The following is a 23301-nucleotide window of genomic DNA, read 5'->3' on the forward strand; positions in this document are numbered from 1 at the left end:
AACGTTACACACTCTCAATTTTGCGTAAGAGAACGTTCTGGCGCAGCCATTGTGCCTGTAAAGTTTCTGTGGCATCACCTGTAGCGGCAACCTTACTGGAAGTGATAAAAACTGACAAGCCCGGTTACGGTGTCTGGCGGCGCTGGCGCTCAAGCAGCCACTTATCGAGCTGCGCGGCGAACTGCTGGCGATCGCGCTGCGAGAGGGAGTCCGGGCCGCCGGTCTGGATGCCGCTGGCGCGCAACGTATCCATAAAATCGCGCATGGTCAGCCGCTCGCGGATGGTCGCTTCCGTGTAGCGCTCACCGCGCGGGTTAAGCGCTGCCGCTCCTTTTGCTATCACTTCCGCCGCCAGCGGAATATCGGCGGTGATCACCAGATCATCGGGCGCGCAGAGGCGCACAATTTCGTTATCGGCAACGTCAAAGCCTGCCGGCACCCGAAGCGCGCGGATCACCTTAGAGGGCGGCACGCGCAGATTCTGGTTAGCGACCAGCGTTAACGGCGTCTGTGTCCGCTCCGCGGCGCGAAATAAAATCTCTTTAATCACATTCGGACAGGCGTCCGCATCAACCCATATCGCCATGGTGACTCCTTTTTGTTTCGGCGCATTGTCCCTTTAATTGCCCGCCGGGGAAAGCAGAGATCCTTTCGCCCTCGCCTGAAAAGCGCGTTAAGCTATGAATCACATGCAATAACAAGCAGAGAGGGACGTGATGGAAAAGAAAATCGGTTTTATCGGCTGCGGTAACATGGGTAAGGCGATTCTCGGCGGGCTGATCGCCAGCGGCGAGGTGAAACCGGGGCAGATTTGGGTTTACACGCCAACGCCTGATAAGGTCGCCGCCCTGCAACAGGAGTATGGCATTAACGCCGCGCAGAGCGCGCAGGAAGTGGCACAGATCGCCGATATTGTCTTTGGCGCCGTGAAGCCGAACATCATGGTGAAAATCCTCAGCGATATCGCCTCCAGCCTGAATAAAGAGACGCTGGTGGTCTCCATCGCGGCGGGCGTTACGCTCGATCAGCTGGCGCGCGCGCTGGGCCACGATCGCAAAATTATCCGCGTGATGCCGAACACCCCTGCGCTGGTTAACGCCGGGATGACCTCTATCACGCCCAATGCGCTGGTCACCTCTGAAGACACCGCCGATGTGCTGACCATTTTCCGCTGCTTTGGCGAAGCGGAAGTGATTGCCGAAGGGATGATCCACCCGGTAGTGGGCGTCAGCGGTTCGGCTCCGGCGTATGTGTTTATGTTTATCGAAGCGATGGCCGATGCCGCCGTGCTGGGCGGTATGCCGCGCGCGCAGGCCTATAAATTTGCCGCACAGGCGGTGATGGGCTCGGCGAAGATGGTTCTGGAAACGGGCAAACACCCTGCCGAATTGAAAGATATGGTCTGCTCGCCGGGCGGCACCACCATCGAAGCGGTGAAAGTGCTGGAAGATAAGGGTTTTCGCGCTGCGGTGATGGACGCGATGGCCGCCTGTATGGCGAAGTCAGAAAAACTGAGCGCGTAAAAAGTAGCGCCACGGCGATTAAACCGTGGCGTGAACGTTACGAGAGGAGTTCGCTGGCCGCACGCATGGTCAGCGGCTCCTGCATTTTCAGCACCAGCTCCGCCGTGGCGGTGTTCTCACCGCAGCTCAGCACCGCTTTCAGCATCCCTTCCTGGCCGTAGAGCACGGCAAAGCGTTTATTCTCAAACGAGCCTAACATCTTCATGCTGTCCCACTCGCGGGCATAGCCGAGGTACTCAAAACGCGTCCCGAAGTGGGTAGTCCAGAAAAAGGGCACCCGATCGAAGGGCTGCGACTCCCCGAGCATATTGAGCGCCGCGATGCGCCCCTGCTGCTGCGCAACGCGCCAGTGCTCAATGCGCCGAGGCCCTTCCGGTGCCGGATAGGTGGCGATATCGCCCACCGCCCAGATATCAGGCGCGGCGCGCAGATACCCATCCACCGTCAGGCTGCCATCCTCTTCGTGGGGTAGATCGCCCACCAGATCGGTCGACGGCTCCACGCCGGTAGCAAACACCACCACATGCGCCGGAATGGTGCGACCATCTTTCAGCGCCACGCCCTGCACGTGCTCATCGCCCTGCAACTCCGCTGGCTCGCCGGTCACAAACTTGACGCCATTCTGCTTATGCAGTTGCATAAAGTGGCGGCCAATCTCTTCGCCGAACTGCGGCACAAACGGCACAGCATGGCGCGACAGGACGGTGACATCGACATCCTGGTTACGCAGCGCCGCCGCCAGCTCCATGGCGATAAAGCTATTACCAACGATCACCAGTTGCTGCTCATCCTCCACTTCACTGAGCAGCGTCTGCGCCTGGTGAATATCACGCAGGACATGCACGCCCGCCAGCTGATTGCCATTGATCTCCGGCCAGACGGGGTGTCCACCGGTGGCCAGCAGCAGTTTGTCGAAGGTAATTTCGCGCCCGTCGGCGAGGGTTAACTGATGTGCTTCGGCATCAAGCTTTGTCACCTCTTGATCAATGTTCTCCACCCCAGGCTGGGCATAAAACGCTTTATCCAGCAGCTGTGGCACTTCGCTGATCTTCATCTTGCCTGACGGCACAAATTTGCTTAGCGCCGTGCGGTCATAGGGCGCTTCGCTCTCTTTATCAATCAGCATCAGATGGCCGTTAAACCCGGCGTCGCGCAGCGTCACCGCCGCCGAGCTACCAGCCGCGCCGGTCCCGAGGATCACTATCGTTTGCGGCCCGTCGCCGCGAATGGTGTTGTGGGTAGTCGGCGAGAGCGGGCGCGGGTTAACCAGCACGCGGTTCTGCTCAATATGCACCGGATACTGCTTCAGGTTTTGCAGCGCCAGCGGTTCGCACCACTCGCCGTTGGTGATATCAAAGTTAGCTTTATGCCACGGGCAGACCAGCCGCCCGTCGCACACCGCGCCCTGCTCAAGCGGCGCACCGGCATGGGGACAGCGGCTCTGGAACGCGCGCACCTGGGTTAAGGTGCGGATGAGGATAAGCGAGGTGCCATCAACATCGAATTTCACCGGCTGGTTTTCCGGCAGATCGTTCACATCGGTAACATATTGATAATTCATAACTCTTGCTCCCGTATTGGTGTGGCAAAACGGGCGTAACGTCTGGCGACGTACACTCGCAAAGGAAAAAAAGACAACACAGCTCACAAATTAAGCCTGGCAGAGATTAAGCGGGGAGCAACAGAGCGGCAGAAAGGCGTTGAGTATGCGGGCGCGATGTACGCCCGCACCGGGAGGGGAGGATTACGCCGCTTTTTTCAGGCAGGCGCTCATAAATTTACTGCGGTCATCGCCTTTAAGGGATTGCTGCGTCGCCTGGGCGTTACATTCGCGCATCCGCTGCTGCTGCGGCGTCAGGCTCTTTTGCCCCGGCTCGGTTTTGGTGCTCTTCAGGCAGTCGCTCATGTAGCTCTTGCGCGCATCGCCGCCGAGGTTCTGCGCCTTAGCCTGCTGGTTGCAGAGCGTCATACGTTGTTGTTGCGGGGTCAGTGTTTTCTCGGCGGCACTTAACGCCGTCATAAACAGCACACCGAAGATAAGGGTAACGAGGAGAGTGATTTTCATAGCGCCATCCTTCTGTCAATGAACCCTTTAAGGATGGTCCTAATTGGCGAAAAAACCACCCGGCAGCAAAGATTTACCGCCGGGCAGCCCTTACTTGAGGCTCAGCGCCGCTTTCATGGTGTAGAAGAGATCGGTCTGATCCGTCAGCCCCACCACGTTCGCCGCATGCGGGCCGTAAGCCGCAATGCGCACCTGCGTGCCGGTATGCTCCATCGACTCCTCCTCCGAGTTGCCGTAGGTCATCGCCATCACTGCGCCATCTTTGGTGGTCAGCGCCTGGCTCAGTCCCGGTGCTTTGGTATCCGCCGGGATGATCTGGCTGGCATGGGCGTGGTCTGCGGTGACGATCACCAGCGTATTGCCATCTTTACGCGCAAACTCCAGCGCTTTCTGTACCGCTTCGTCGAGATCGACGGTTTCACCAATCTGGCCGCACGGGTTCGCCGCATGATCCTGCTTATCAATCGATGCCCCTTCCACTTGCAGGAAGAAACCCTTCTCATTTTTGCTCAGCAGTTCAATCGCTTTTTCCGTCATCGCCGCCAGCGTCGGCACGCTGTCGGTGCGTTTCGGGTTTGGCGTACAGGTCACCGCAGGCTTATCCAGGTTGCCATGCAGAGAGGCTTTCGGCCCCTCCCAGCGCACCGGCATATTGCCATCGGCGAAGAGGCCGAGCAGCGGTTTATCCTGATTCGCCGTACTGATTGCCGCAAGCGACGCGGCATCATTCACCAGCTGGTAACCGCGCGCCTGCGCCTGCTCGCGCAGGGTTTTGCCCTGCCACTCACCGGCGGTGGCGGTTTCACTGAAGGTTTTTGCCCCGCCACCGAGCGTCACGTCCGGGCGTGCATTCAGCAGCTGTTCGGTAATCGAGCCTTTGCCGCCCTTCTCCAGTGCGTTAAGCGCGCACTTCTCGCTGGTGACAGTCGGGCCGTAGCAGCGGCGAGAAATGACATGGGAGATCAGCGCGGCAGGCGTCGCGTCCTGCAATTCTGCGGTGGAGACGTCGCCCGTCGCCAGACCGGCGGCTTTTGCCATCTCAAGGATGGTCATATGATCTTTGTCGTGGATATCGACGCCCAGCGCGCCGTTATAGGTTTTTACGCCGGTGCTCCACGCAGTCGCCGAGGCGGCAGAGTCGGTGACGTAATCGGGTTTACCGCTTTTTTTGTCCAGCGAGTAGTGGGTGTACTGACCAGTCAGCGGCAGCGCATCGATACCTTTAAAGAAACCGCCCGCCCCTTCGGCATAATTTCGCGCGGCGGTAATTTCGGAATCGCCCATGCCGTCGCCAATCAGCAGAATAATATTTTTAGCCGGTTTATCGTTGAGGGAATCACGCAGGGCGGCTGTTTGATCGCCCGTCAAACGGCGTGCGCCGCCGGGTGCGGAAATATCACCCTGGGCCGCCCGGCTTTCAAGAACCGGCGCTACAGATGATTCTGCATAAATAGCAGGCGAGGCAAGCAGGGATAATAGTGCAAGATATAACGCGCTCTGTTTCACTTAATATTCTCCATGTACAAATACTTAAAGAAAATAAAACAGAGCGACTATAGGCAGCCCAGATGACAGTGAGATGACAGATGTTACATGCTAACGCGGGCTCAACTGCGAGGGTGCCTTAAAAGCTTTTTTACGTATTGTTGCAGCAATTCAGAGTCTCTGGATAAGGCCTCATCGCCCGGCAGAGCCTCTGCCAGCGCGCCTTCAACGCTTAAAATGAGCGACTGCTGCTCTGACGCCGCCATCTGGCGCAGCAGCGCGGTGACGACAATTTCCAGCGCTTCAACCTGGGCGACCAGCTCCTTCGACTCCTCTTCCTTCTCCGCAAGCTTGACCAATAACTCAGCAATGAGATTTTTCATGGCGCTATTTCCTTTTGAGATGTTGCATGAAGTTAGCACTCGATCTAGTAGTTGCAAAGGAGATGCATCTATTATTTTTGCGCGTTAATTCACACTGTCAGTAAGGTCATTAGGGAAATAACACCATCGCGGGTTGCGAAGTATATATAGAAACAGGATGCGCAGGCCGGAGATCTATTTCCGGCCTGCGTTTATCGCGGTTGCCGTACGCGGCGAAATGCCCGTGCCAGCTGTATCAGGTTTATCAGCACCACCACCGCCGTGGCGGCGAAGACCCAACGAAAACCGGCCATCGCCGAGACCGACGCACCCATTAGCGGGCCAGCGACGTTACCAAGGTACATAAAGGATTGGTTATAACCAAAGATGCGCCCGGTGACCTGCTCGCTGGAGTACTTCAGCAGCAGTGTCTGCACGGCGGGCAGCATCGCGCCATCGGCAAAGCCGAGCAGAAAGCGCAGGATGCCAAGCTGCAATGGCGAGGTAACAAACGACATGGCGAAGAAGAGCACAATTGCGCAGGCGAGCGTCGCTAACAGAATGCGCGAGGTGCCGATGCGATCGCCCAGTTTGCCAAGCCTGGGCGCCGAGAGCAGCGCAGAAACGCCGGGAACGGCGGCGATAAGCCCGCTAAGAAAGGCGATATTGGCGGTATCGGGCGACAGTGACTGGACAAACAGCGCGAGGATCGGGCCAATCGAGCCGTTACAGAGCTGAATCACCATGGTGGTGACAAAGAGGCTGATCACCAGCGCCGGATAGGGCAGCGTTGAGAAGACCGCCTTGCCGCTGAGCCGCTCGCCCTTCTTCACCTTCGGCCTGCCCCCCTCTTTAATCAGGAACAGCGTCACCAGGAAGCTCACCATCAGCAGCATCGCGGTGATAATAAATACCGTGCGCAGGCCTAAGTGGTCAGCGAGAAAACCACCCATCAGCGGGCCGCCGATCACGCCGCTAATCTGCGCCGTGGAGAGAGTGCTGAGCGCCCAGCCGCTGCGCTCGCGCGGCACCTGCGAGGCGACCAGCGCCATCGCGTTAGGAATATAACCGGAGGTCAGGCCCATCACACCGCGCAGCAGAAGTAGCTGCCAGACGTTGGTGGCGAAAGCCTGCAACAGAATGGCGATCGCCATGCCGAGCGAAGCGCGCAGCAGCATCAGTTTGCGACCTTTGCGGTCCGCCAGGCTGCCCCACATGGGCGAGACAATTGCCGAGACGAGGAAAGTGATGCTGAAGGTTAGCCCTGACCACATCGACAGCGCCTCGTGCGAGGTCACCCCCAGTTGCGCCACGTAGAGCGGCAGAAACGGCAAAATCTGGCTGATAGCAAGCCCGGTAAAAAAGCAGCCGAACCACACCGAGATAAGATTGACCTTCCAGGATTCCATAAATACGCGTAATCACTCAGGTTTTAAAAAAACGGCGCATAGGGTAGCAAGAATGCGCCAGCGATAAGTTACCAGATATGCGCTTAGCCGCACTTTGGCGTTTTATCCCTTAACCACCGCCGAATAACGGCGGTGCAGGAAGGAAAACCGCAAATGCTAAGCGCGATATGCTTAGCGACAGAGGCCGTAGCCGCGCATGCCGAGATGGAAATGGTCCGCGTGCGCGGCGTTATACTCCGGCCCGAGGCCGTTACCGTAATAACCGCAGCTGGCGCTCAGCATCGCGCGCAGCCAGGGCTGAGTGCGCGTCTGCCGCCAGCCGCGCAGAACGGAAACCTGCTCGCCATTCGCCAGCCTGAAAGCGCTGATATCGAGCGCTTCCGCACTGGCATGCTCACTGCGCCGCGCATCAGCGCGGTTGTAGATATTGCGGCAGGCGTAGCTGCCGACATGATCGATGCGCGTTAAGGCGCTGCCCATCATCGTTTGGCTTAGTGGCCGCGCCTGCTGCTCGACAAACAGCGCCGAGCTAAGCGCCAGCGGGCAGCTCGCCAGAAAGCTGCTGCTCAGCTTCACGGCACCGAAATCTTTTACCCGCACTACGTTGGTTAACGGGCAGTCGCCGCCGCTGTCCACCACCGCCACGGAGGAGATAAGCCGCTGCTGATTCGCCTGCTTCAGCAGCGCGGCGCAAGCTTCAGGCGTTAAGCGCCGCAGTTTGAACTGGGTGATGCGCCCCGGCGGATCGCTCAGCTGAAGCGGGGCAAAAGGGTTATACCAGGCGGGCAGCGCGCGGTAGCCCGCATAGACGCCGCCGATAAGAATAGCGATTACGATCAGGCTCTTCCCGCTCACCTCTCCTCCTCTTTTTTTCTCCAGACATTATGGCAGAAGGCCGCGAATCGTGCGTTTTGACGTGATATCGTATGGGTTTTCTCATCAGTGTGAGTGATTGTTGAAATGGCAAAACTGCGGGTAGGGGTCGTCTTCGGCGGCAAATCGGCGGAGCATGAAGTGTCGTTACAGTCGGCGAAGAACATTGTCGATGCGATGGATAAATCGCGCTTTGAAGTGGTGCTGCTGGGTATTGATAAATCAGGGCAGTGGCATATTAGCGATGCGCAGAACTATCTGCAAAACGCCAGCGATCCGGCGCGTATCGCGCTGAATCCATCGGACAACAGCGTGGCGCTGGTGCCGGGCGTCGCCGGGCAGCAACTGATTGCGGCAGATAACCGCTCGCCGCTGCCGAATGTTGATGTCATTTTCCCGATTGTTCACGGTACGCTCGGCGAAGATGGCTCTTTGCAGGGGATGCTGCGCCTTGCCAACCTGCCGTTTGTCGGCTCCGATGTGCTCGCGTCCGCAGCCTGCATGGATAAAGACATCACCAAGCGCCTGCTGCGCGACGCCGGTCTGTCCATCGCGCCGTTTATCACCCTTACACGCGCCAACCGCGATAGCTTCAGTTTTAGCGACATGACGTCCAAGCTCGGCCTGCCGCTGTTTGTTAAACCCGCCAACCAGGGCTCGTCCGTCGGCGTCAGCAAAGTGACTAACGAAGCGCAGTATGCTGAAGCACTGCGTCTGGCCTTTGCTTTCGACAAAAAAGTGGTAGTAGAGAAAGGGATCGTCGGGCGCGAGATCGAGTGCGCGGTGCTGGGCAATGATGAGCCGCAGGCCAGCACCTGCGGTGAAATTGTGCTGAACAGCGAGTTCTACGCTTACGACACCAAATACATTGACGATCAGGGTGCGCAGGTGGTGGTGCCGGCCGCTATCGATCCGGAAACCAACGAGAAGATCCGCGCGATCGCTATTGAGGCGTATAAAACGCTGGGCTGCGAAGGGATGGCGCGGGTGGATGTGTTCCTGACGCCGGAGAACAACGTGGTGATCAATGAGATCAACACCCTGCCCGGTTTTACCAATATCAGCATGTATCCGAAACTGTGGCAGGCGAGCGGCATCAGCTATAGCGCGCTGATCGCTCGCCTGATTGAGCTGGCGCTTGAGCGCCATCAGCAAAGCAGCGCGCTGAAGATCTCCATGAACGACTAAGCGTTACTCGGTGCTTTCCGCCGCCTCATCTTGCACGGGGCGGCGGATAATCAGCCCCGACAGCCAGAACCCTATAAGCCAGGTCACCAGCCCGACGGCATAGGTTTGCCACCCTTTCGCTTCAAACCCCAGCAGCCCGACCACGCCATTGAGAATAAAGATCAGGCCGATCGCGAATGCGTAGTAGTGCCAGTCACGGCGAATTTTCTCAGGCAGCTTCATGACAACTCCAGCAGGTAAAGGGCGCATCATCGCACAGCGCGCGGGTTGAGAGTGTGTGCTGTGCGGTAATTCCGAAATGTTACTGAAATAATTAATACGTTACAAAAATGTGATGACTCACAAAAAACGCTTCCCTGGGATCCTTCCCGGTCCGAAATTATCACCATTCTGATGTTGACAATGCGGGACTGGTGCCAAACTAACCAGGAGTTACGGCTCTGAGCCTATCTTCCCTGAGCGTTTAAAAGTAACGAGTACCGGAGGTCTTATGGCTGATTTTACCCTATCCAAACCCTTTAATAAGGGCGCGAAAAAACGAGACACCTCCAGACCGGGTAATATTGCTTACGCCGTCTTCGTACTGCTCTGCTTCTGGGCAGGCGCGCAGTTGCTTAATCTGCTGGTGCACGCGCCTGGCGTGTTTGAACACCTGATGCAGACGCAGGACGTCTCCCGTCCCCACGTTGAAATGGGTATGGGCGTAGGCACGATTTTCGGTCTTGTGCCGTTTATCGCCGGCAGCGCGTTTCTGGGCGTGATCTTCCTCGTCCTGCGCTGGCGTAGCCACAATCTGCGCTAATTGCGCGCCATGCAAGCGGCCCGACGATCGTCAACGCGTTTCGCAAACCACGCCGTGGTTAAGTTACGCGTGATTTTCGGGCTCTCTAACTGAATCCCCGGTAGCATCTCGCGCGGCAGCGCTTTTCCGCTGCGTTTGTCCGCCAGACGATAAATCTCCCGATAGAGCTTCGTCTCTTCAAACTCCTGGCTGTCGCCACGCTCAAGCTGACGGCGAATATCCCGATCGCTCATCGCAAGCTGCGCGCCCAGCGTCTGCACCGCGCGTTCGGTGGTGCCCGCTTCGCGGCTGCCGTAGAGAATCAAATCACCATCCAGCGCCAGCTTAATGCCCGTCACTTTACTCACCGCGTTCTGAAATGCTGCGTTACGGCTGGCGTAGAAACCGGCGTTGTAATCGGCAAAGCGGTAGATCGGCGCGCTGTAGCTGGCCGGGTAGTTAAGCAGATGATAGGTGCCAAACCACAATCCGCCCCGGCGGCTGAAGACCTCCTGGCGCACGGTGCCGGACATCTCCCACGGGTAGCCGTCGGTGTGCTGTTCGGCAAACGAGACGCTCACCTGCATCGGCCCGCCGGTGTGCACCGGATTATAGGAGCCAAACAGCGTCTGCCCCATCGGCACCATATTGATCATGTCATCGAAGATCGCGCTCAGCTCGCGCTCGGTGCGCACCTTATCAAGCCGCTCGCTGTAGCTTTTGCCATTGGGCGACGGGATTTTCAGCGCCGTGTGTACCAGCAGCGCAGGGATGTGCAGCTGCCCGGCGCGCTTGTCGATCTCTTTCCAGGCGATCTTATTCAGCCCCGGCACCACCGGATCGGACTGGTAGTTGGACTCCTGCTGCGCCACCGCTAATACGGAGCAGATATTCTCCAGCGTCGGCGGCAGCTTCTGGCTTTTAAAGGTGGTCGCCAGATCTTCAGCCCAGCCGTCGCGATCTTTAACGCTCGCGGGAATGGTGTTACGCACCACGCTTGCGACATCCAGCGCCTTCGCTTTTTTAGGCTCCTTCGATGCCTCTTTATCAGAGAGCGAGCCCTGCGAACTACATCCGGCGACAATCAGCGCCGCCAGCAACCAGCTAAAACGGGGTACGTAAGACATAACCTTCCTTTGTTAATGGCCGTGAGAGGCGACAGGAACGAACTCCTGATTATCGACCTCACGCTCAAAGCTGCGCAAACGTTTATAGATAGACATCAGCTCCACCAGCGTCGTCCACGAGGTGATCAAATACTGGAACGAGCTGCGCACCTGTTCAAAGACGTTAGTGATCTGCTGCATCAACCCGAAGGTAATCGCCCCAGCCGCCAGCGTCGGGAAGAGCATAACCAGGCCAAACACGGCGTCAACCTGGAGATAGAGAATGCGCACGACGTTGAAATAGGTGTAGTGGAAATAGAGCCGAAAGTAGTTACGGCGCACGGCGCTAAACAGCTCCACCACCGTATGCGGCCGCGCTCGTTCGGCATCATCTTCACCATAGACCAGCTCTTTGCGGTACGCCGCTTCGACGCGCTGATTTTTAAATTGCAGGCCGGGCAGCTTGATGCCCACCACGCCCAGCACCAGCGTGCCAAACAGCGCCCAGCCGATGGCGGCAAACACCAGCCCGTAAGGAACATGCCCAATAAGCGGCAGCTCCGGCACGTGGGGCGAGAGCGCAATCAGCACCGGCAGAAAGGCGAACAGGGTCATAATCGCATTGATAAAACTGGTGCCCATATCCTCCAGCGTGCTGGCAAAGCGCATGGTGTCCTCCTGCACACGCTGCGCGGCACCCTCGATATGGCGCAGCTGCTGCCAGTGCGCCATATAGTATTCGTTCATCGCCGTGCGCCAGCGGAAAACATAGTGGCTGACGAAGAAGTTATTCAGCACCGCCACTGTCACACCGATCAGCGCGATGCCCAAAAAGACGCCGCTGCTGCTGTAAAACTTCTCCAGCGGCACGGTATTGGGCGCGGTAAGCGCCTTTTGGATCAGATCAAAAAAGGGCTGATACCAGGCGTTAATGGCAACGCTCACCTCCACCTGAAACCAGGTAACGAAGATAATCAGCGCGGTGCCCAAAATCGACCACCGCTGCCAGCGATGGGGCGAATAGATATACCAGAAGGCGGCGAAGAGGCCGACGCAGAGCGCGTAGTAGGCGTAGAAGAGCAGAAAGTTGGGGCTCCAGAAGCGTGCGGCGCTGATTGGCACCTCGCTTGATATGCCGGTCAGGTGTAACAACCAGCGCTCGCCGCCCGCCAGCCAGAAAACAATGGCGAGAAGCGTCCAGATAAACGCCGAGGCAAAAAAGGGCGTCGGTCGGGGGAAAAAGGAACGAAACATAGTGCTCTCCTGGGTCTTTCTTATTCTTTACGACGTATGCTGTGTCACGCTCGCGGCCAGCGACAAAAAAGCGCCGCAGGTGCGGCGCTGGCTCGTTTAATCAGACCTCAGGTTAACCGTTTAGTGGCTTTGCCAGTCATAAACAATTGTATCGACACTTTTCACCTGCACCGGGTTGTCCGGCACGATGAGCGTGCGCCAGACTTCGTTGTAGTGCTCGATAAGCGTGGTCGCCTTTGCCGCCGGGCGGTCAGCGGTGGTGTGGGCATCTTCCGCGACGGTAATCGCGAAACCTTTGCTGGCACCGTTTTTCAGCGTGGTATCGACACAGTAATCCGTTGCGCAGCCGCAGATGACAAAGCTTTCAATCGCCCGTTCGCGCAGCAGCGCCTCCAGCCCGGTTTTATAGAAGGCGTCGCAGGCGGTTTTGGTGACGTAAAACGCGTTCGCTGGCTGGGTTAACTCCGGCAGCAGCGCAAAGCCGTCACTCCCCTCTTCCAGCCCGCCCGCTTCGGCGTGCTGAATAAAGATCACGGTCTCTGCCACCGCCGTCAGCTGATTGATCCGCGCAACGCACTGCGCGCGCTGATAACGCGGCGTGGCGAACACGCCGTTTTGCATATCGACCACCATCACTACCCGTTGAGCAACCATTGCCTGCCTCCTGTTTGGCGAAAAACGGAGCTTATCACAGCCCACGGCGGCGGCGGCGGGCAGAAAAAAATGCTCTTATTTACCTGGCGTTACGGATTAGGGCGAAACATTCCGCTTTTCGCCCCTTTGCAACGGCGCGCAAGTAGTATAAATACGCTCTATCTTTCCCCGTGATTAATGGATCCTTTCGTTGAAACGTTGTCTGCTTCTCTCCGCGATGTGGTGTGCGCTGGGCCTGACCAGCGTCCGGGCGGCGCAACAATCCCCCGACCCGGTGTTTGCTTCTGAAATCGTCGATCGTTATGCCAACCATATCTTTTATGGCAGCGGCGCGACCGGCATGGCAATGGTGGTGATTGACGGCAACCAGCGCGTCTTTCGCAGTTTCGGCGAAACCCGTCCCGGCAACAATGTGCGCCCGCAGCTCGACTCGGTGGTGCGCATCGCCTCGCTCTCTAAGCTGATGACCAGTGAGATGCTGGTGAAGCTGCTCGATCAGGGCCGCGTGCGCCTTGACGATCCGTTAAGTAAATACGCCCCGCCCGGTGCGCGCGTGCCCACTTACCAGGGCGCGCCGATCACGCTCGTTAACCTGGCGACGCACACCAGCGCCCTGCCGCGCGAACAGCCCGGCGGCGCAGCGGTGCGCCCGGTCTTTGTCTGGCCAACGCGCGAGCAGCGCTGGAACTGGCTTGCCACCGCCAAACTGAAAACCGCGCCGGGCACCCAGGCGGCCTATTCCAACCTGGCCTTTGATCTGCTGGCGGATGCGCTGGCGCGCGCGGCGGGTAAACCCTATCCGCAGCTGTTTGAAGAGCAGATTACCCGCCCGCTGGGCATGAAGGACACCACCTTTACCCCGTCGCCGGATCAGTGCAAACGGCTGATGGTGGCGGAAAAAGGGGCCAGCCCGTGCAACAACACGCTGGCGGCGATTGGCAGCGGCGGCGTCTACTCCACGCCCGGCGATATGATGCGCTGGATGCAGCAGTTCCTCTCCTCCGACTTCTACCACCGCGATACGCAGGCTGACCGGATGCAGACGCTGATCTACCCGCGCGAGCGCCTGACGAAAGTAGTGGGAATGGATGTGCCGGGTAAAGCTGACGCCCTCGGCCTCGGCTGGGTCTATATGGCACCGAAAGAGGGCCATCCGGGGATTATTCAGAAGACCGGCGGCGGCGGCGGGTTTATCACCTATATGGCGATGGTGCCGCAGCATAACGTTGGTGTGTTCGTGGTGATCACCCGTTCACCGTTGACCAAATTCACCAATATGAGCGACGGCGTGAACGATCTGGTAAGCGAGCTGAGCAACAATAAACCGGTGGCGATCCCCGCCTCCTGATGGAGTAACAGGCAGGTGCATTGCCGCCTGCCTGTGGCTTAACGGCGATTTTGGTAAAACGAGGGGTTATATTTTCGGCTACAATGCCGCCATCTGTTCCATAAATCTTAGGCATATCATGACCGATTTAATCACCCGTCCTCGCCGCCTGCGTAAAACCCCTGCGCTGCGCGCCCTGTTTGAAGAGACAACACTGAGCAAAAACGACCTGGTGCTGCCGATCTTTGTTGAAGAAGAGCTGAATGATTACCAGGCGATCTCCGCCATGCCCGGCGTGATGCGCATTCCGGAAAAATATCTTGCCCGTGAAATTGAGCGTATCGCCAAAGCGGGTATCCGCTCGGTGATGACCTTTGGTATTTCACACCATACCGACGACACCGGCAGCGATGCCTGGCAGGAAAATGGTCTGGTGGCGCGCATGTCGCGCATCTGTAAAGAGACGGTACCGGAGATGATCGTGATGTCCGATACCTGTTTTTGTGAATACACCTCCCACGGCCACTGCGGCGTGCTGTGCGAACACGGCGTCGATAACGACGCTACCCTGCTGAACCTCGGTAAGCAGGCGGTGGTTGCCGCAGCAGCCGGGGCGGATTTTATCGCGCCATCGGCGGCGATGGATGGCCAGGTGCAGGCGATCCGCCAGGCGCTGGACGCGGCGGGCTTTAAAGATACCGCCATCATGTCCTACTCCACCAAGTTCGCCTCCTCCTTCTACGGCCCGTTCCGTGAAGCGGCCGGTACCGCGCTGAAAGGCGATCGTAAAACCTATCAGATGAACCCGCTGAACCGCCGCGAAGCGATCCGCGAATCGCTGATTGATGAAGCGCAGGGTGCAGACTGCCTGATGGTGAAACCGGCGGGGGCCTACCTCGATATTCTGCGTGATATTCGTGAGCGCACCGAGTTGCCGCTGGGCGCATATCAGGTGAGCGGTGAGTACGCGATGATCAAGTTTGCCGCCCAGGCGGGTGCGATCGATGAAGATAAAGTGGTGATGGAGAGCCTCGGCGCCATCAAACGCGCAGGCGCGGATCTGATCTTCAGCTACTTCGCCCTCGATCTCGCCGAACGCGGCCTGATTTGATCCGCAACTGACGCTCTACCTCGTAGGCCGGATAAGCGTAGCGCCATCCGGCATTTCATAGCCCGTACCCATGCCGGATGGCGGCTTGCAGCCTTATCCGGCCTACACGATTCGTGGCTCGCTTTATCGTATTTTCACCTGCCCTGCCTTTGTAGGCCGGATAAGCGCAGCGCCATCCGGCATTTCATCGCCCGTACCCCTGCCGGATGGCGGCTTGCAGCCTTATCCGGCCTACACGATTCGTGGCCCGCTTTACCGTATGTTCGTCTGCCCTGCCTTTGTAGGCCGGATAAGCGTAGCGCCATCCGGCATTTCATAGCCCGCACCCATGCCGGATGGCGGCTTGCAGCCTTATCCGGCCTACATGATTCGTGCCTCGCTTTACCGTACGTTCACCAGCCCTGCCTTTGTAGGCCGGATAAGCGTAGCGCCATCTGGCTTTTCATCGCACGCACCCATGCCGGATGGCGGCTTGCGCCTTATCCGGCCTACAGGATCCGTGCCACGCTTTTCCGTATGTTCACCTGCCCGGCGTTTGTGCGCTGCCATGCCGGTATCCGGCCTACAATAAATGCTCATAACGTCATTGTAATGAAATGTAAGCGTCATCTTCTCCCGCTACTGTCAGCGGCAAGACGGGAGGAGAAATCGCCATGTTTAGTCTCGACAATGTACTTGAGGATCTCTGGCCGCAGGCCAGACCGGCACCCTGGCAAAAGAACCTGCTCAGGCGTCTGCTTTACGAACAGGAGTTCCAGCAATTCGCCGCCCAGCACCGCCACCTGAAAGGGCTGGATATGGTGGAACATGTCCTCGACCATCTGCAAATTCGCTGTACCATCCCCGCTCACTGCCTCGAACAAATCCCCGAACATGGCCCGCTGGTGATTATCGCCAACCACCCGACCGGTACGCTGGATGGGCTGGCGCTGATGTATGCCGTCTCGCGCGTGCGCCGCGATGTCAAAGTGGTCACTAACCGCCTGCTGAGCCACCTCGAACCCTTAAGCTCGCTCTTTATCGCAGTGGACAATATCGGTGGCCGCACCACCAAAGCCGCCCTGCAACAGATGGAGAGCCAGCTGCAATCCGGCGGCGTGCTGATCTTTTTCCCGGCGGGTGAAGTGTCGCGCCTGACCCGCAAAGGGATTCGCGATAAACGCTGGCACGCCGGGTTTATCAAGCTGGCGAACAAGTTCCGCGCCCCGCTGCTGCCAGCGTGGATCGATGCCCGCAACAGCGCGCTGTTTTATGCCAGCGCCCTGCTCTCAGACACCCTGCCGCTGCTGCTGTTGATGCAGCAGATGTTTCGCCGCCGCAACAGCAGCCTGCCGATCACCCTCGGTCAGCGCATTCCCTGGGAGAACTGGCACACTACCGCCCTCGCGCCGCGCGAGCTGGCCGAGAAGTGTCGCCAGCATCTTCTGCGTCTTGGCAAGGGAGTGCCCGGCACGTTCAAAACCGAATGCGCCATCGCCCGCCCGGAAGACAGGGCCACCCTGCGCCGCGAACTGAGCCGCGCCGAGTGCCTTGGCCGCACGCCGGACGGCAAAACGATCTATCTCTGGCAGCGCAACGGCCAGGAGGATGCACCGCTACTGCGCGAACTGGGGCGGCTGCGCGAGATCGCTTTTCGCGCAGTGGGTGAAGGGAGCGGAAAACGGCGTGATACGGACCGCTACGATGATCACTATCTGCACCTGATCCTGTGGGATGATGCCGATCTGGAGATTGTCGGCGCGTACCGCTTTATGCCCACGGCGCAGCTTATCGCCGAGCAGGGGCCGGAGGGGCTCTACAGCCATAGCCTGTTTCACTACGACGCGCGTATGGCGGAGGTGCTGCGAGAAGGTCTTGAACTGGGGCGCAGCTTTATTCAACCGCGCTACTGGGGGCGTCGCGGGCTCGATTATCTCTGGTCGGGGATTGGCGCTTATCTGGCGCGCTACCCGCAGTACCGCTATCTCTTTGGCCCCGTCTCTATCTCCGGCGGCCTGCCGCCCGCGGCGCGCGATCTGCTGATTGCCTTCTATCGCCTCTGGTTCCCTGCCGCCTGGCCGCTGGCGTCGTCGCGCCGCCCCTGCCCCGCCACCCTGCCCGAGGTGCTGGCGCAGTTTACCGGCGAGGATTACACCGAAGATCTGACGCGGCTGAAATCGCTGCTTGGCAATCTCGGCTGCGGCATTCCCCCGCTCTATAAACAGTATTCCGAACTGGGCGAACCCGGCGGCGTGCAGTTTATCGACTTCGGCAGCGATCCCGATTTCAATAACTGTGTCGATGGACTGGTGCTGGTGGATTTAACGCGCCTGAAGGCGAACCGTTACGAGCGTTATATCGGCGTGCATCAGGTGCAGCAAAAAGCGGGGTAAGTTCCGCGCGCCCAGGCTGCGCGTATCCGTCCTCGATCCCGTAGGCCGGATAAGGCGAAGCCGCCATCCGGCAATAGTGCCGCGGTGATAATGCCGGATGGCGCTGGCGCTTATCCGGCCTACAAAACCACAGCCGCTGAAACCGCGTAGGCCGGATAAGGCGAAGCCGCCATCCGGCAATCGGTGCCGCAGAGATAATGCCGGATGGCGCTACGCTTATCCGGCCTACGGGATCGGAGCGGCTTCGTTACCGCATGGCCCCCGCCTCATCTACACTCTCTTTACGTGGTTTCCACCGACACCGTGGAGGAGAGATGGAGAAGAAGTCGCACCGCTATCCGGTGGCTGACAGCCCATTCTGGCTGCATGTTGAAACAAAGGTGCAGCGCATTGGTTCTGTGCTGCTGATCGCGGTGGTCATTGCCGGGCTACTCGGCCTCTTTTCCCAGGGGTGGCTCAGCGCGCGAAGCGCCCACAGCAGTGATGGCAAACTGACGGTGCAGTATGACCGCTACGCCCGCCTGCAAAGCGACATCGATATGCAGCTCACCGCCCACGCTTCAAACGAACGCCGCACCGTTTTTATCCTCGGCGGCGACTTTATGCAGGATTTTGAGATCCGCACCCTGCAACCGCAGCCGGAAAAGATGACCAGCCAGAACGGCGAGCTGGTGCTGGAGTATGCCCGTCCTCATCCCGACCAACCCTTTACCGTCTGGCTCGGGCTGACACCGCAAACCCCTGGCAGCAGCGAATTGCGCCTCTCGTTAAATGAGACCACGCAGGTGGCGGTGAAACAGTTTATCTGGCCCTGAGGAGACGGCGATGGATATGGTGTTACGCGCGGTAGCGATCTATCTGGTGTTGATGGTGGTGTTTAAAATCGCCGGTCGGCGAGCCTTATTGCAGATGACCTCCTTCGATCTCATTTTGCTGCTGATCATCAGTGAAGCGACGCAGCAGGCGCTGCTCGGCAACGACTTCTCCGTCACCGGCGCGGCGCTGACCATCATCACGCTGGTGGTGGTGGATATTCTGTTTGGCAAGCTGAAGAAGTACGTGAAAGGGGCAGAAAACTTTATCGACGGCACGCCGGTGGTGCTGGTCGAGAACGGCGAAATGCTGCCAGAGAAGATGCGTGAGGCGGATATCTCCCGCGCCGATATTATGCTCTCGGCGCGCAACAACCAGGGCATTGTCGATCTCGCAGAGATTAAATTCGCCATTCTGGAGCGCAATGGTCATATCTCGATCATTCCAAAAAATTCGCCTTAAAAGTGCGCTGCTATACTTTTGCCAGGCAGAATTTTCTTTCGGATGGAAGGGAGTGATATGAAGAGTGAAACCACCACATTACAAAGTGAGCGCGTCGCGCCGCTGTTAAAGCTTGAGATTAGCGATCTGGCCGACAGGCTTGGCACGCTGTTGTGCGATAAAAAACTGCGCGTGACTACCGCCGAATCCTGCACCGGCGGGCAGATCGCCACCGCGCTCTGCGCCTGCGAAAGCACGCCGGAGTTTTACGGCAGCGGGTTTATTACCTTTACCGATGAAGCGAAACAGACGCTGTTGCAGGTGAAAAAAGAGACGCTGGCGCGCTGGACGGCGGTTAGCCAGCAGACGGCTTTCGAAATGGCGCAAGGTGCCTGTGACGCCAGCCATGAGCCGGTCAGCATTGCCGTGACCGGCTATACCGGCCCCGACGGCGGCGAAGATGGCACCCCTGCCGGCACCGTGTGGTTTGGCTGGGGCCTGCCGGATAGCGCACCGGTCACCGTCAAATGCCTCTTCGAAGGCGACACCAAAGAGGTGATTGAGCAGGCGGTGAAATATGCCCTCGCAGGCGTGATTACGCTATTAAGTGATTGATTGCAATTTGCTTCCTGGGTGCGAATGCCGGACGATAGGGGTCCGGCTTTTTTATTGCGACACGTTCATGACCGAATGGGGAAAAGATGAAAATAGTTGTGCTGGATGGCGGTCTGCTTAACCCCGGCGATCTCAGCTGGGAGCCACTGCATGCGCTGGGCGAGGTCACGGTTTATGACACTACCCCGGCTGATAAGGCCGCGCAGCGCCTGCGCGATGCGGATATCGCCATTACCAATAAAGTGGCGTTTAGCGAGGATCTGCTCGCCCACTGCCCGCGGCTGAAATGTATCGCCGTCACCGCCACCGGCTACAACATTATCGATCTCGAGGCCGCCCGCGCCCGGCAAATTGTTGTGACCAATGTACCGACTTACGGCACCGCCACGGTGGCGCAATTTACCACCGCGCTGCTGCTGGCGCTCTGCAACCGCGTCGGCGAACACGACGCCGATGTGCACGCTGGCGGCTGGAGCAAGTCAGAAAGCTGGTGTTACTGGCTGCAACCGATGGTCGAGCTGGCGGGAAAACGCGTCGGCATTATCGGCTATGGCCGCATCGGCCAGGCGTTCGGTGCCATCGCCCAGGCGATGGGCATGACGGTGCTCGCCCACTCCCGTTCGCGCCCGCTGCCGGAGAGCGCGCAGCTGCGCTATGTCGATCTCGACACCCTCTACGCCGAGGCGGATGTTATCAGCCTGCACTGCCCACTGACACCGCAAACCAAAGGGATGATCAACCGTGAGGCGCTGGCGAAGATGAAGCGCAGTGCGCTGCTGCTCAACGCCTCGCGCGGGGATCTGATTAATGAAGCGGATCTTGCTGCCGCCCTTAACGAAGAGCGCATTGCCGGGGCGGCGGTGGATGTGCTGAGCAGCGAACCACCTGGCGCGGACAATCCGCTGCTCAACGCGAAAAACTGCATCATCACGCCGCATATCGCCTGGGCATCCGTCGATGCGCGCGGGCGTATTCTCACTACTACGGTGGAGAATGTGCAGGCGTTTATCAACGACGAACCACAAAATCGTGTCGATCAGTAGCTTCAGGATGACCCGATCGCACGAAAATAAGCGACGCACGTCACACTTTTACATGATGAGCTACGCTTGGTAAATCATTACAAAAATATTGCGCAAGGAGATGCCAATGACAACGATACAGGCTCTTTTTCCACCTCGCCTGCCACAGCAAACCTCTGATGAAAACGTAGTTGTAAACTGGGCGAAAAACGCCACGCTGGCCCCCGCTCAGGCCGTTGCAACACCGGAAAACGAAGCGCAGTTGCAGCAGATGATTGCTGCTGCAAAGGGGCGAATCCGCGTGATGGGCAGCCGCATGTCGCCGGGCAGAATGCTGAAGTTAAGCGAGCCGGGCGATACGCTGATTGACCTCTCGCGCCTGCGCGGCGTGCTGGCAGTGACCGACGAGAGCGTCACGTTTGCCGCCGGAACCGTGCTGCATGAGGTGTTTGAAACCCTCACCAGCATGAACCGCATGCTGCACGCCTCACCGGGCGTGATCGATTCACAAACCCTCGCGGGCGCGGTGTCGACCGGCACCCACGGCCAGGGCATGGGGCAGAGCTCGCTGGCTGACGAAGCGCTCGCCATTCGCCTGATTGATGCCCACGGTGAAGCGCACGATATTGAGCGGAACGATGCGGCCTTTGACGCCGCGCAGCAGGCGCTCGGCACCCTCGGCGTGATCACCGCCGTGACGCTGCGCACCCGCCCTTCCACGATCTATACCTGCTTTAAGAGCGCGGGCAGCGCCGATAACCTGGCGGAAGATCTGATCGCCTGGAACGAGGAGTGGACCTTCAGCAAAGCGTGGTGGTTCCCGGATGAGAACAAGGTTCACACCTGGAACGCGCGCGAAGCAACTGCCGAGGAGCAGGCGCTGTGGCGTGATAACCACGGCGAGCTGGTCGAGATGGAGGAGACCGATGAGCAGATGAACGCCACGGTGGATAAAACCCTGGCGCAGATGCGCGATGACACCCGCATTGTCGATGAGAACGGCAAACCGTTTCGCACCGTCACGCGCTTTAAAGACTTCACGGATGTGATCGGCGATATCTACCAGGTCTTCTGCCGCGGCATTGCAACGCCGCAGATCAATATTGAGATCGGCATTCCGATGTCGCGCGTTGCGGCAGTGATTGCGCGCATGAAAGCGTGGCACAGCGAGTCGCAGCCGCATATGCACTACCCGATTATTCTGCGCTGCACCGGCGCCTCCAGCGCGTGGCTTAGCCCGGCCGGCGGGGAACCGACCTGCTTCTTCGGTTTTGTCGTCTACTACGCCGAAGATGGCTCGCTCTCGGAAGAGGGCACCGCCTTTTTACGCGCCGCAGAACAGCTGCTCGCCGAAGAGGGCGGCAGGCCGCACTGGGGCAAATATTTTGACCCGTCGCTCTACAACTGGCCCGCGCTCTACCCGCAGTTTGAAGAGTTTAAAGCCGTGCGACGCCGCTTCGATCCTGACGGCAAGTTTATGAACCGCTTTATGGCGGAGGTGCTGTCATGAGCGCCGCTTTCGCCTGGGTCACGCTATTAACGCAGCCGGGTTATATTCCCGGCGTCGAAGCGCTGCAACAGTCGCTGCGTGACAGCGGCTCGCCGTGGCCGCTGGTGGTGATGGTGACAGAGAATATCGACGCCGCCACGCGCCAGCAGTTACAGACGCAGGGGTGTGAAGTGCGCGAAGTGCCGATCGTCGGCCCGAACCCTGCCCTTACCCACCGCTACGCCAATGCCCGTTTCGCCGAGGTGTGGAGCAAGCTGGCGGTCTGGACGCTGACGGAGTTTCAGCGCGTCGCGTTTCTCGATGCCGATATGCTGGTGGTGCAGAACATGGATGAGGTGTTCGAACTGCCGCTCGCCAAAGGGACGATTGCCGCCTGCCACGCCTGCCGCTGCAATCCGAACCATATTGCTACCTATCCCGATAGCTGGCAGCCGGACAACTGCTACTACAGCTGGGTTGAGGACGCGCAGATGAACGCCGCACCGCCCGCCTCGGTGGATAACTACCTGAACGGCGGTTTTCTGGTGCTGACGCCGGATCGCGACGTTTATGACGCGATGATGGCGAAGCTGGCGGCGAAGGAGGATATCGCCGAGTGGGTCTTTGCCGAGCAGGATTTCCTCAACGAGGTGTTCCGCGACCGCTGGCTGCCGCTGCATTATGGTTATAACGCTCTGAAAACCCTGCCGAAGCAGCATCCGCAGATGTGGGATCTTTCACGGGTGAAGAATATCCATTACATCATCGACAAGCCGTGGGACAAATACCCCGAACCGGGCGATAAGTATTACGATTTGCACAAAATGTGGTGGCAACATGCCCCGGTTGAAGCGTAATTGTTGAGAAACAAACCGTAGGCCGGATAAGCGTACCCCGTTCAAAAGCCACACCGATCCGTAGGCCGGATAAGCGCCAGCGCCATCCGGCAATATCCCCGCCGCACCCTTGCCGGATGGCGGCTGCGCCTTATCCGGCCTACCAAAACGAGCCTACCGCAACACCGATATTGCTTTTACCTCAGGTCTCACAGCGGCGGTGTTGACCCCCGCTGAAATCGGCGAACCGAAGCGTGAATGACAAGGTCTGGACGCCATGGATGGCGGACAGAGGCGAACCGAGATAGGGAGCGAGTCCCGGAACGGGCGAGCAAGTCGAGTCGAGCCGGCCGCAGTCAGGCACGCGGGAGGTGAGCGCAGTGCGCAGCACCGATTTCCTCGCGGGGCCGCGGGGATTGATAAGGGGAGCGCGGCCGCTTCCCTTATCCCGTTCACCGCACCAGTGAGAAAAATATTCCGCCGCACGCATGGTGAACGGAACCCTTCCACCAGTGCCAAATGTCAGCCCCATCGCCGGATGGCGCGTACCGCTTATCCGGCCTACGGGAACCATT

The 23301-nt window shown here is 58.7% G+C and carries 23 protein-coding genes; 12 read left to right on the forward strand and 11 right to left on the reverse strand.

Going from position 1 to position 23301, the window contains the following annotated elements:
* Nucleotides 1-124: 124 nt before the first annotated feature.
* Nucleotides 125-586, reverse strand: coding sequence for a YaiI/YqxD family protein (locus N7V53_RS05510; protein WP_023478951.1), 462 nt, complete (start codon nucleotides 584-586; stop codon nucleotides 125-127).
* Nucleotides 587-716: 130 nt separating this feature from the next.
* Between N7V53_RS05510 and proC the strand changes: the two genes are divergently transcribed.
* Entirely contained in the window at nucleotides 717-1523 is an 807-nt protein-coding gene (gene proC / locus N7V53_RS05515) for a pyrroline-5-carboxylate reductase (protein ID WP_279792553.1), read from the forward strand.
* Nucleotides 1524-1560: 37 nt separating this feature from the next.
* Here the strand turns inward: proC and N7V53_RS05520 are convergent, their stop codons facing one another.
* From N7V53_RS05520 to N7V53_RS05545, 6 genes are all read right to left on the reverse strand, one after another.
* The gene (locus tag N7V53_RS05520) at nucleotides 1561-3084 is read right to left on the reverse strand and encodes an FAD-dependent oxidoreductase (protein WP_279792554.1); all 1524 of its coding nucleotides are present in this window, start codon (nucleotides 3082-3084) and stop codon (nucleotides 1561-1563) included.
* Nucleotides 3085-3267: 183 nt separating this feature from the next.
* Nucleotides 3268-3588: a phosphate starvation-inducible protein PsiF gene (gene psiF / locus N7V53_RS05525; protein WP_042712197.1), complete on the reverse strand. Its 321-nt coding sequence runs from the start codon at nucleotides 3586-3588 to the stop codon at nucleotides 3268-3270.
* Between the two features lie 90 nt (nucleotides 3589-3678).
* Entirely contained in the window at nucleotides 3679-5094 is a 1416-nt protein-coding gene (phoA, locus tag N7V53_RS05530) for an alkaline phosphatase (RefSeq protein ID WP_034812311.1), read from the reverse strand.
* A gap of 101 nt (nucleotides 5095-5195) precedes the next feature.
* The gene (gene iraP / locus N7V53_RS05535; protein ID WP_042712200.1) at nucleotides 5196-5456 is read right to left on the reverse strand and encodes an anti-adapter protein IraP; all 261 of its coding nucleotides are present in this window, start codon (nucleotides 5454-5456) and stop codon (nucleotides 5196-5198) included.
* A gap of 191 nt (nucleotides 5457-5647) precedes the next feature.
* On the reverse strand, nucleotides 5648-6844 hold the full coding sequence (locus tag N7V53_RS05540; RefSeq protein WP_023478935.1) for a multidrug efflux MFS transporter: 1197 nt from the start codon (nucleotides 6842-6844) through the stop codon (nucleotides 5648-5650).
* A 171-nt stretch (nucleotides 6845-7015) separates the two neighbouring features.
* On the reverse strand, nucleotides 7016-7699 hold the full coding sequence (locus N7V53_RS05545) for an extensin family protein (protein ID WP_279792555.1): 684 nt from the start codon (nucleotides 7697-7699) through the stop codon (nucleotides 7016-7018).
* 105 nt (nucleotides 7700-7804) lie between these two features.
* On the opposite strand from N7V53_RS05545, the gene ddlA reads away from it, so the two are divergent.
* Nucleotides 7805-8905: a D-alanine--D-alanine ligase gene (gene ddlA, locus N7V53_RS05550; RefSeq protein WP_279792557.1), complete on the forward strand. Its 1101-nt coding sequence runs from the start codon at nucleotides 7805-7807 to the stop codon at nucleotides 8903-8905.
* A 3-nt stretch (nucleotides 8906-8908) separates the two neighbouring features.
* On the opposite strand, the gene N7V53_RS05555 is transcribed toward ddlA, so the two are convergent.
* Nucleotides 8909-9127 (reverse strand): DUF2754 family protein, encoded by a 219-nt coding sequence (locus N7V53_RS05555; RefSeq protein WP_279792558.1) that lies wholly within the window; start codon nucleotides 9125-9127, stop codon nucleotides 8909-8911.
* A 268-nt stretch (nucleotides 9128-9395) separates the two neighbouring features.
* On the opposite strand from N7V53_RS05555, the gene N7V53_RS05560 reads away from it, so the two are divergent.
* Nucleotides 9396-9707, forward strand: a complete 312-nt coding sequence (locus tag N7V53_RS05560) for a DUF2755 family protein (protein WP_034812308.1) — start codon at nucleotides 9396-9398, stop codon at nucleotides 9705-9707.
* On the opposite strand, the gene N7V53_RS05565 is transcribed toward N7V53_RS05560, so the two are convergent.
* The 3 genes from N7V53_RS05565 to N7V53_RS05575 form a co-directional block, all read right to left on the reverse strand.
* Nucleotides 9704-10813 (reverse strand): DUF1615 domain-containing protein, encoded by a 1110-nt coding sequence (locus tag N7V53_RS05565; protein WP_094419478.1) that lies wholly within the window; start codon nucleotides 10811-10813, stop codon nucleotides 9704-9706. The two genes, N7V53_RS05560 and N7V53_RS05565, sit on opposite strands and share 4 nt — an antisense overlap.
* A gap of 12 nt (nucleotides 10814-10825) precedes the next feature.
* The gene (gene sbmA / locus N7V53_RS05570) at nucleotides 10826-12046 is read right to left on the reverse strand and encodes a peptide antibiotic transporter SbmA (RefSeq protein WP_279792560.1); all 1221 of its coding nucleotides are present in this window, start codon (nucleotides 12044-12046) and stop codon (nucleotides 10826-10828) included.
* A 120-nt stretch (nucleotides 12047-12166) separates the two neighbouring features.
* Entirely contained in the window at nucleotides 12167-12700 is a 534-nt protein-coding gene (locus N7V53_RS05575; protein WP_279792561.1) for an isochorismatase family protein, read from the reverse strand.
* Nucleotides 12701-12890: 190 nt separating this feature from the next.
* Between N7V53_RS05575 and ampH the strand changes: the two genes are divergently transcribed.
* The 9 genes from ampH (at nucleotide 12891) to N7V53_RS05620 (ending at nucleotide 22747) form a co-directional block, all read left to right on the forward strand.
* Nucleotides 12891-14048: a D-alanyl-D-alanine-carboxypeptidase/endopeptidase AmpH gene (gene ampH / locus N7V53_RS05580; protein WP_279792563.1), complete on the forward strand. Its 1158-nt coding sequence runs from the start codon at nucleotides 12891-12893 to the stop codon at nucleotides 14046-14048.
* Between the two features lie 118 nt (nucleotides 14049-14166).
* On the forward strand, nucleotides 14167-15138 hold the full coding sequence (hemB, locus tag N7V53_RS05585; protein WP_034812298.1) for a porphobilinogen synthase: 972 nt from the start codon (nucleotides 14167-14169) through the stop codon (nucleotides 15136-15138).
* 653 nt (nucleotides 15139-15791) lie between these two features.
* A complete protein-coding gene (locus tag N7V53_RS05590; RefSeq protein WP_279792565.1) occupies nucleotides 15792-17510 on the forward strand; it encodes a GNAT family N-acyltransferase in 1719 nt (572 codons plus the stop codon).
* A 314-nt stretch (nucleotides 17511-17824) separates the two neighbouring features.
* Nucleotides 17825-18325: a hypothetical protein gene (locus N7V53_RS05595; RefSeq protein WP_279792568.1), complete on the forward strand. Its 501-nt coding sequence runs from the start codon at nucleotides 17825-17827 to the stop codon at nucleotides 18323-18325.
* 10 nt (nucleotides 18326-18335) lie between these two features.
* Nucleotides 18336-18785 (forward strand): YetF domain-containing protein, encoded by a 450-nt coding sequence (locus tag N7V53_RS05600; protein WP_023478242.1) that lies wholly within the window; start codon nucleotides 18336-18338, stop codon nucleotides 18783-18785.
* Nucleotides 18786-18842: 57 nt separating this feature from the next.
* Nucleotides 18843-19379, forward strand: coding sequence for a 2-oxo-tetronate isomerase (locus N7V53_RS05605; RefSeq protein WP_279792569.1), 537 nt, complete (start codon nucleotides 18843-18845; stop codon nucleotides 19377-19379).
* 86 nt (nucleotides 19380-19465) lie between these two features.
* Nucleotides 19466-20422: a D-2-hydroxyacid dehydrogenase gene (locus N7V53_RS05610; protein ID WP_279792571.1), complete on the forward strand. Its 957-nt coding sequence runs from the start codon at nucleotides 19466-19468 to the stop codon at nucleotides 20420-20422.
* 106 nt (nucleotides 20423-20528) lie between these two features.
* Nucleotides 20529-21911: a D-arabinono-1,4-lactone oxidase gene (locus tag N7V53_RS05615; protein ID WP_279792573.1), complete on the forward strand. Its 1383-nt coding sequence runs from the start codon at nucleotides 20529-20531 to the stop codon at nucleotides 21909-21911.
* Nucleotides 21908-22747, forward strand: coding sequence for a glycosyltransferase family 8 protein (locus N7V53_RS05620; RefSeq protein WP_279792575.1), 840 nt, complete (start codon nucleotides 21908-21910; stop codon nucleotides 22745-22747). The genes N7V53_RS05615 and N7V53_RS05620 overlap by 4 nt, the downstream gene beginning before the upstream one ends.
* Nucleotides 22748-23301 lie beyond the last annotated feature (554 nt).

This window comes from Kosakonia sp. HypNH10, assembly GCF_029850615.1.
GTDB lineage: Bacteria > Pseudomonadota > Gammaproteobacteria > Enterobacterales > Enterobacteriaceae > Kosakonia > Kosakonia cowanii.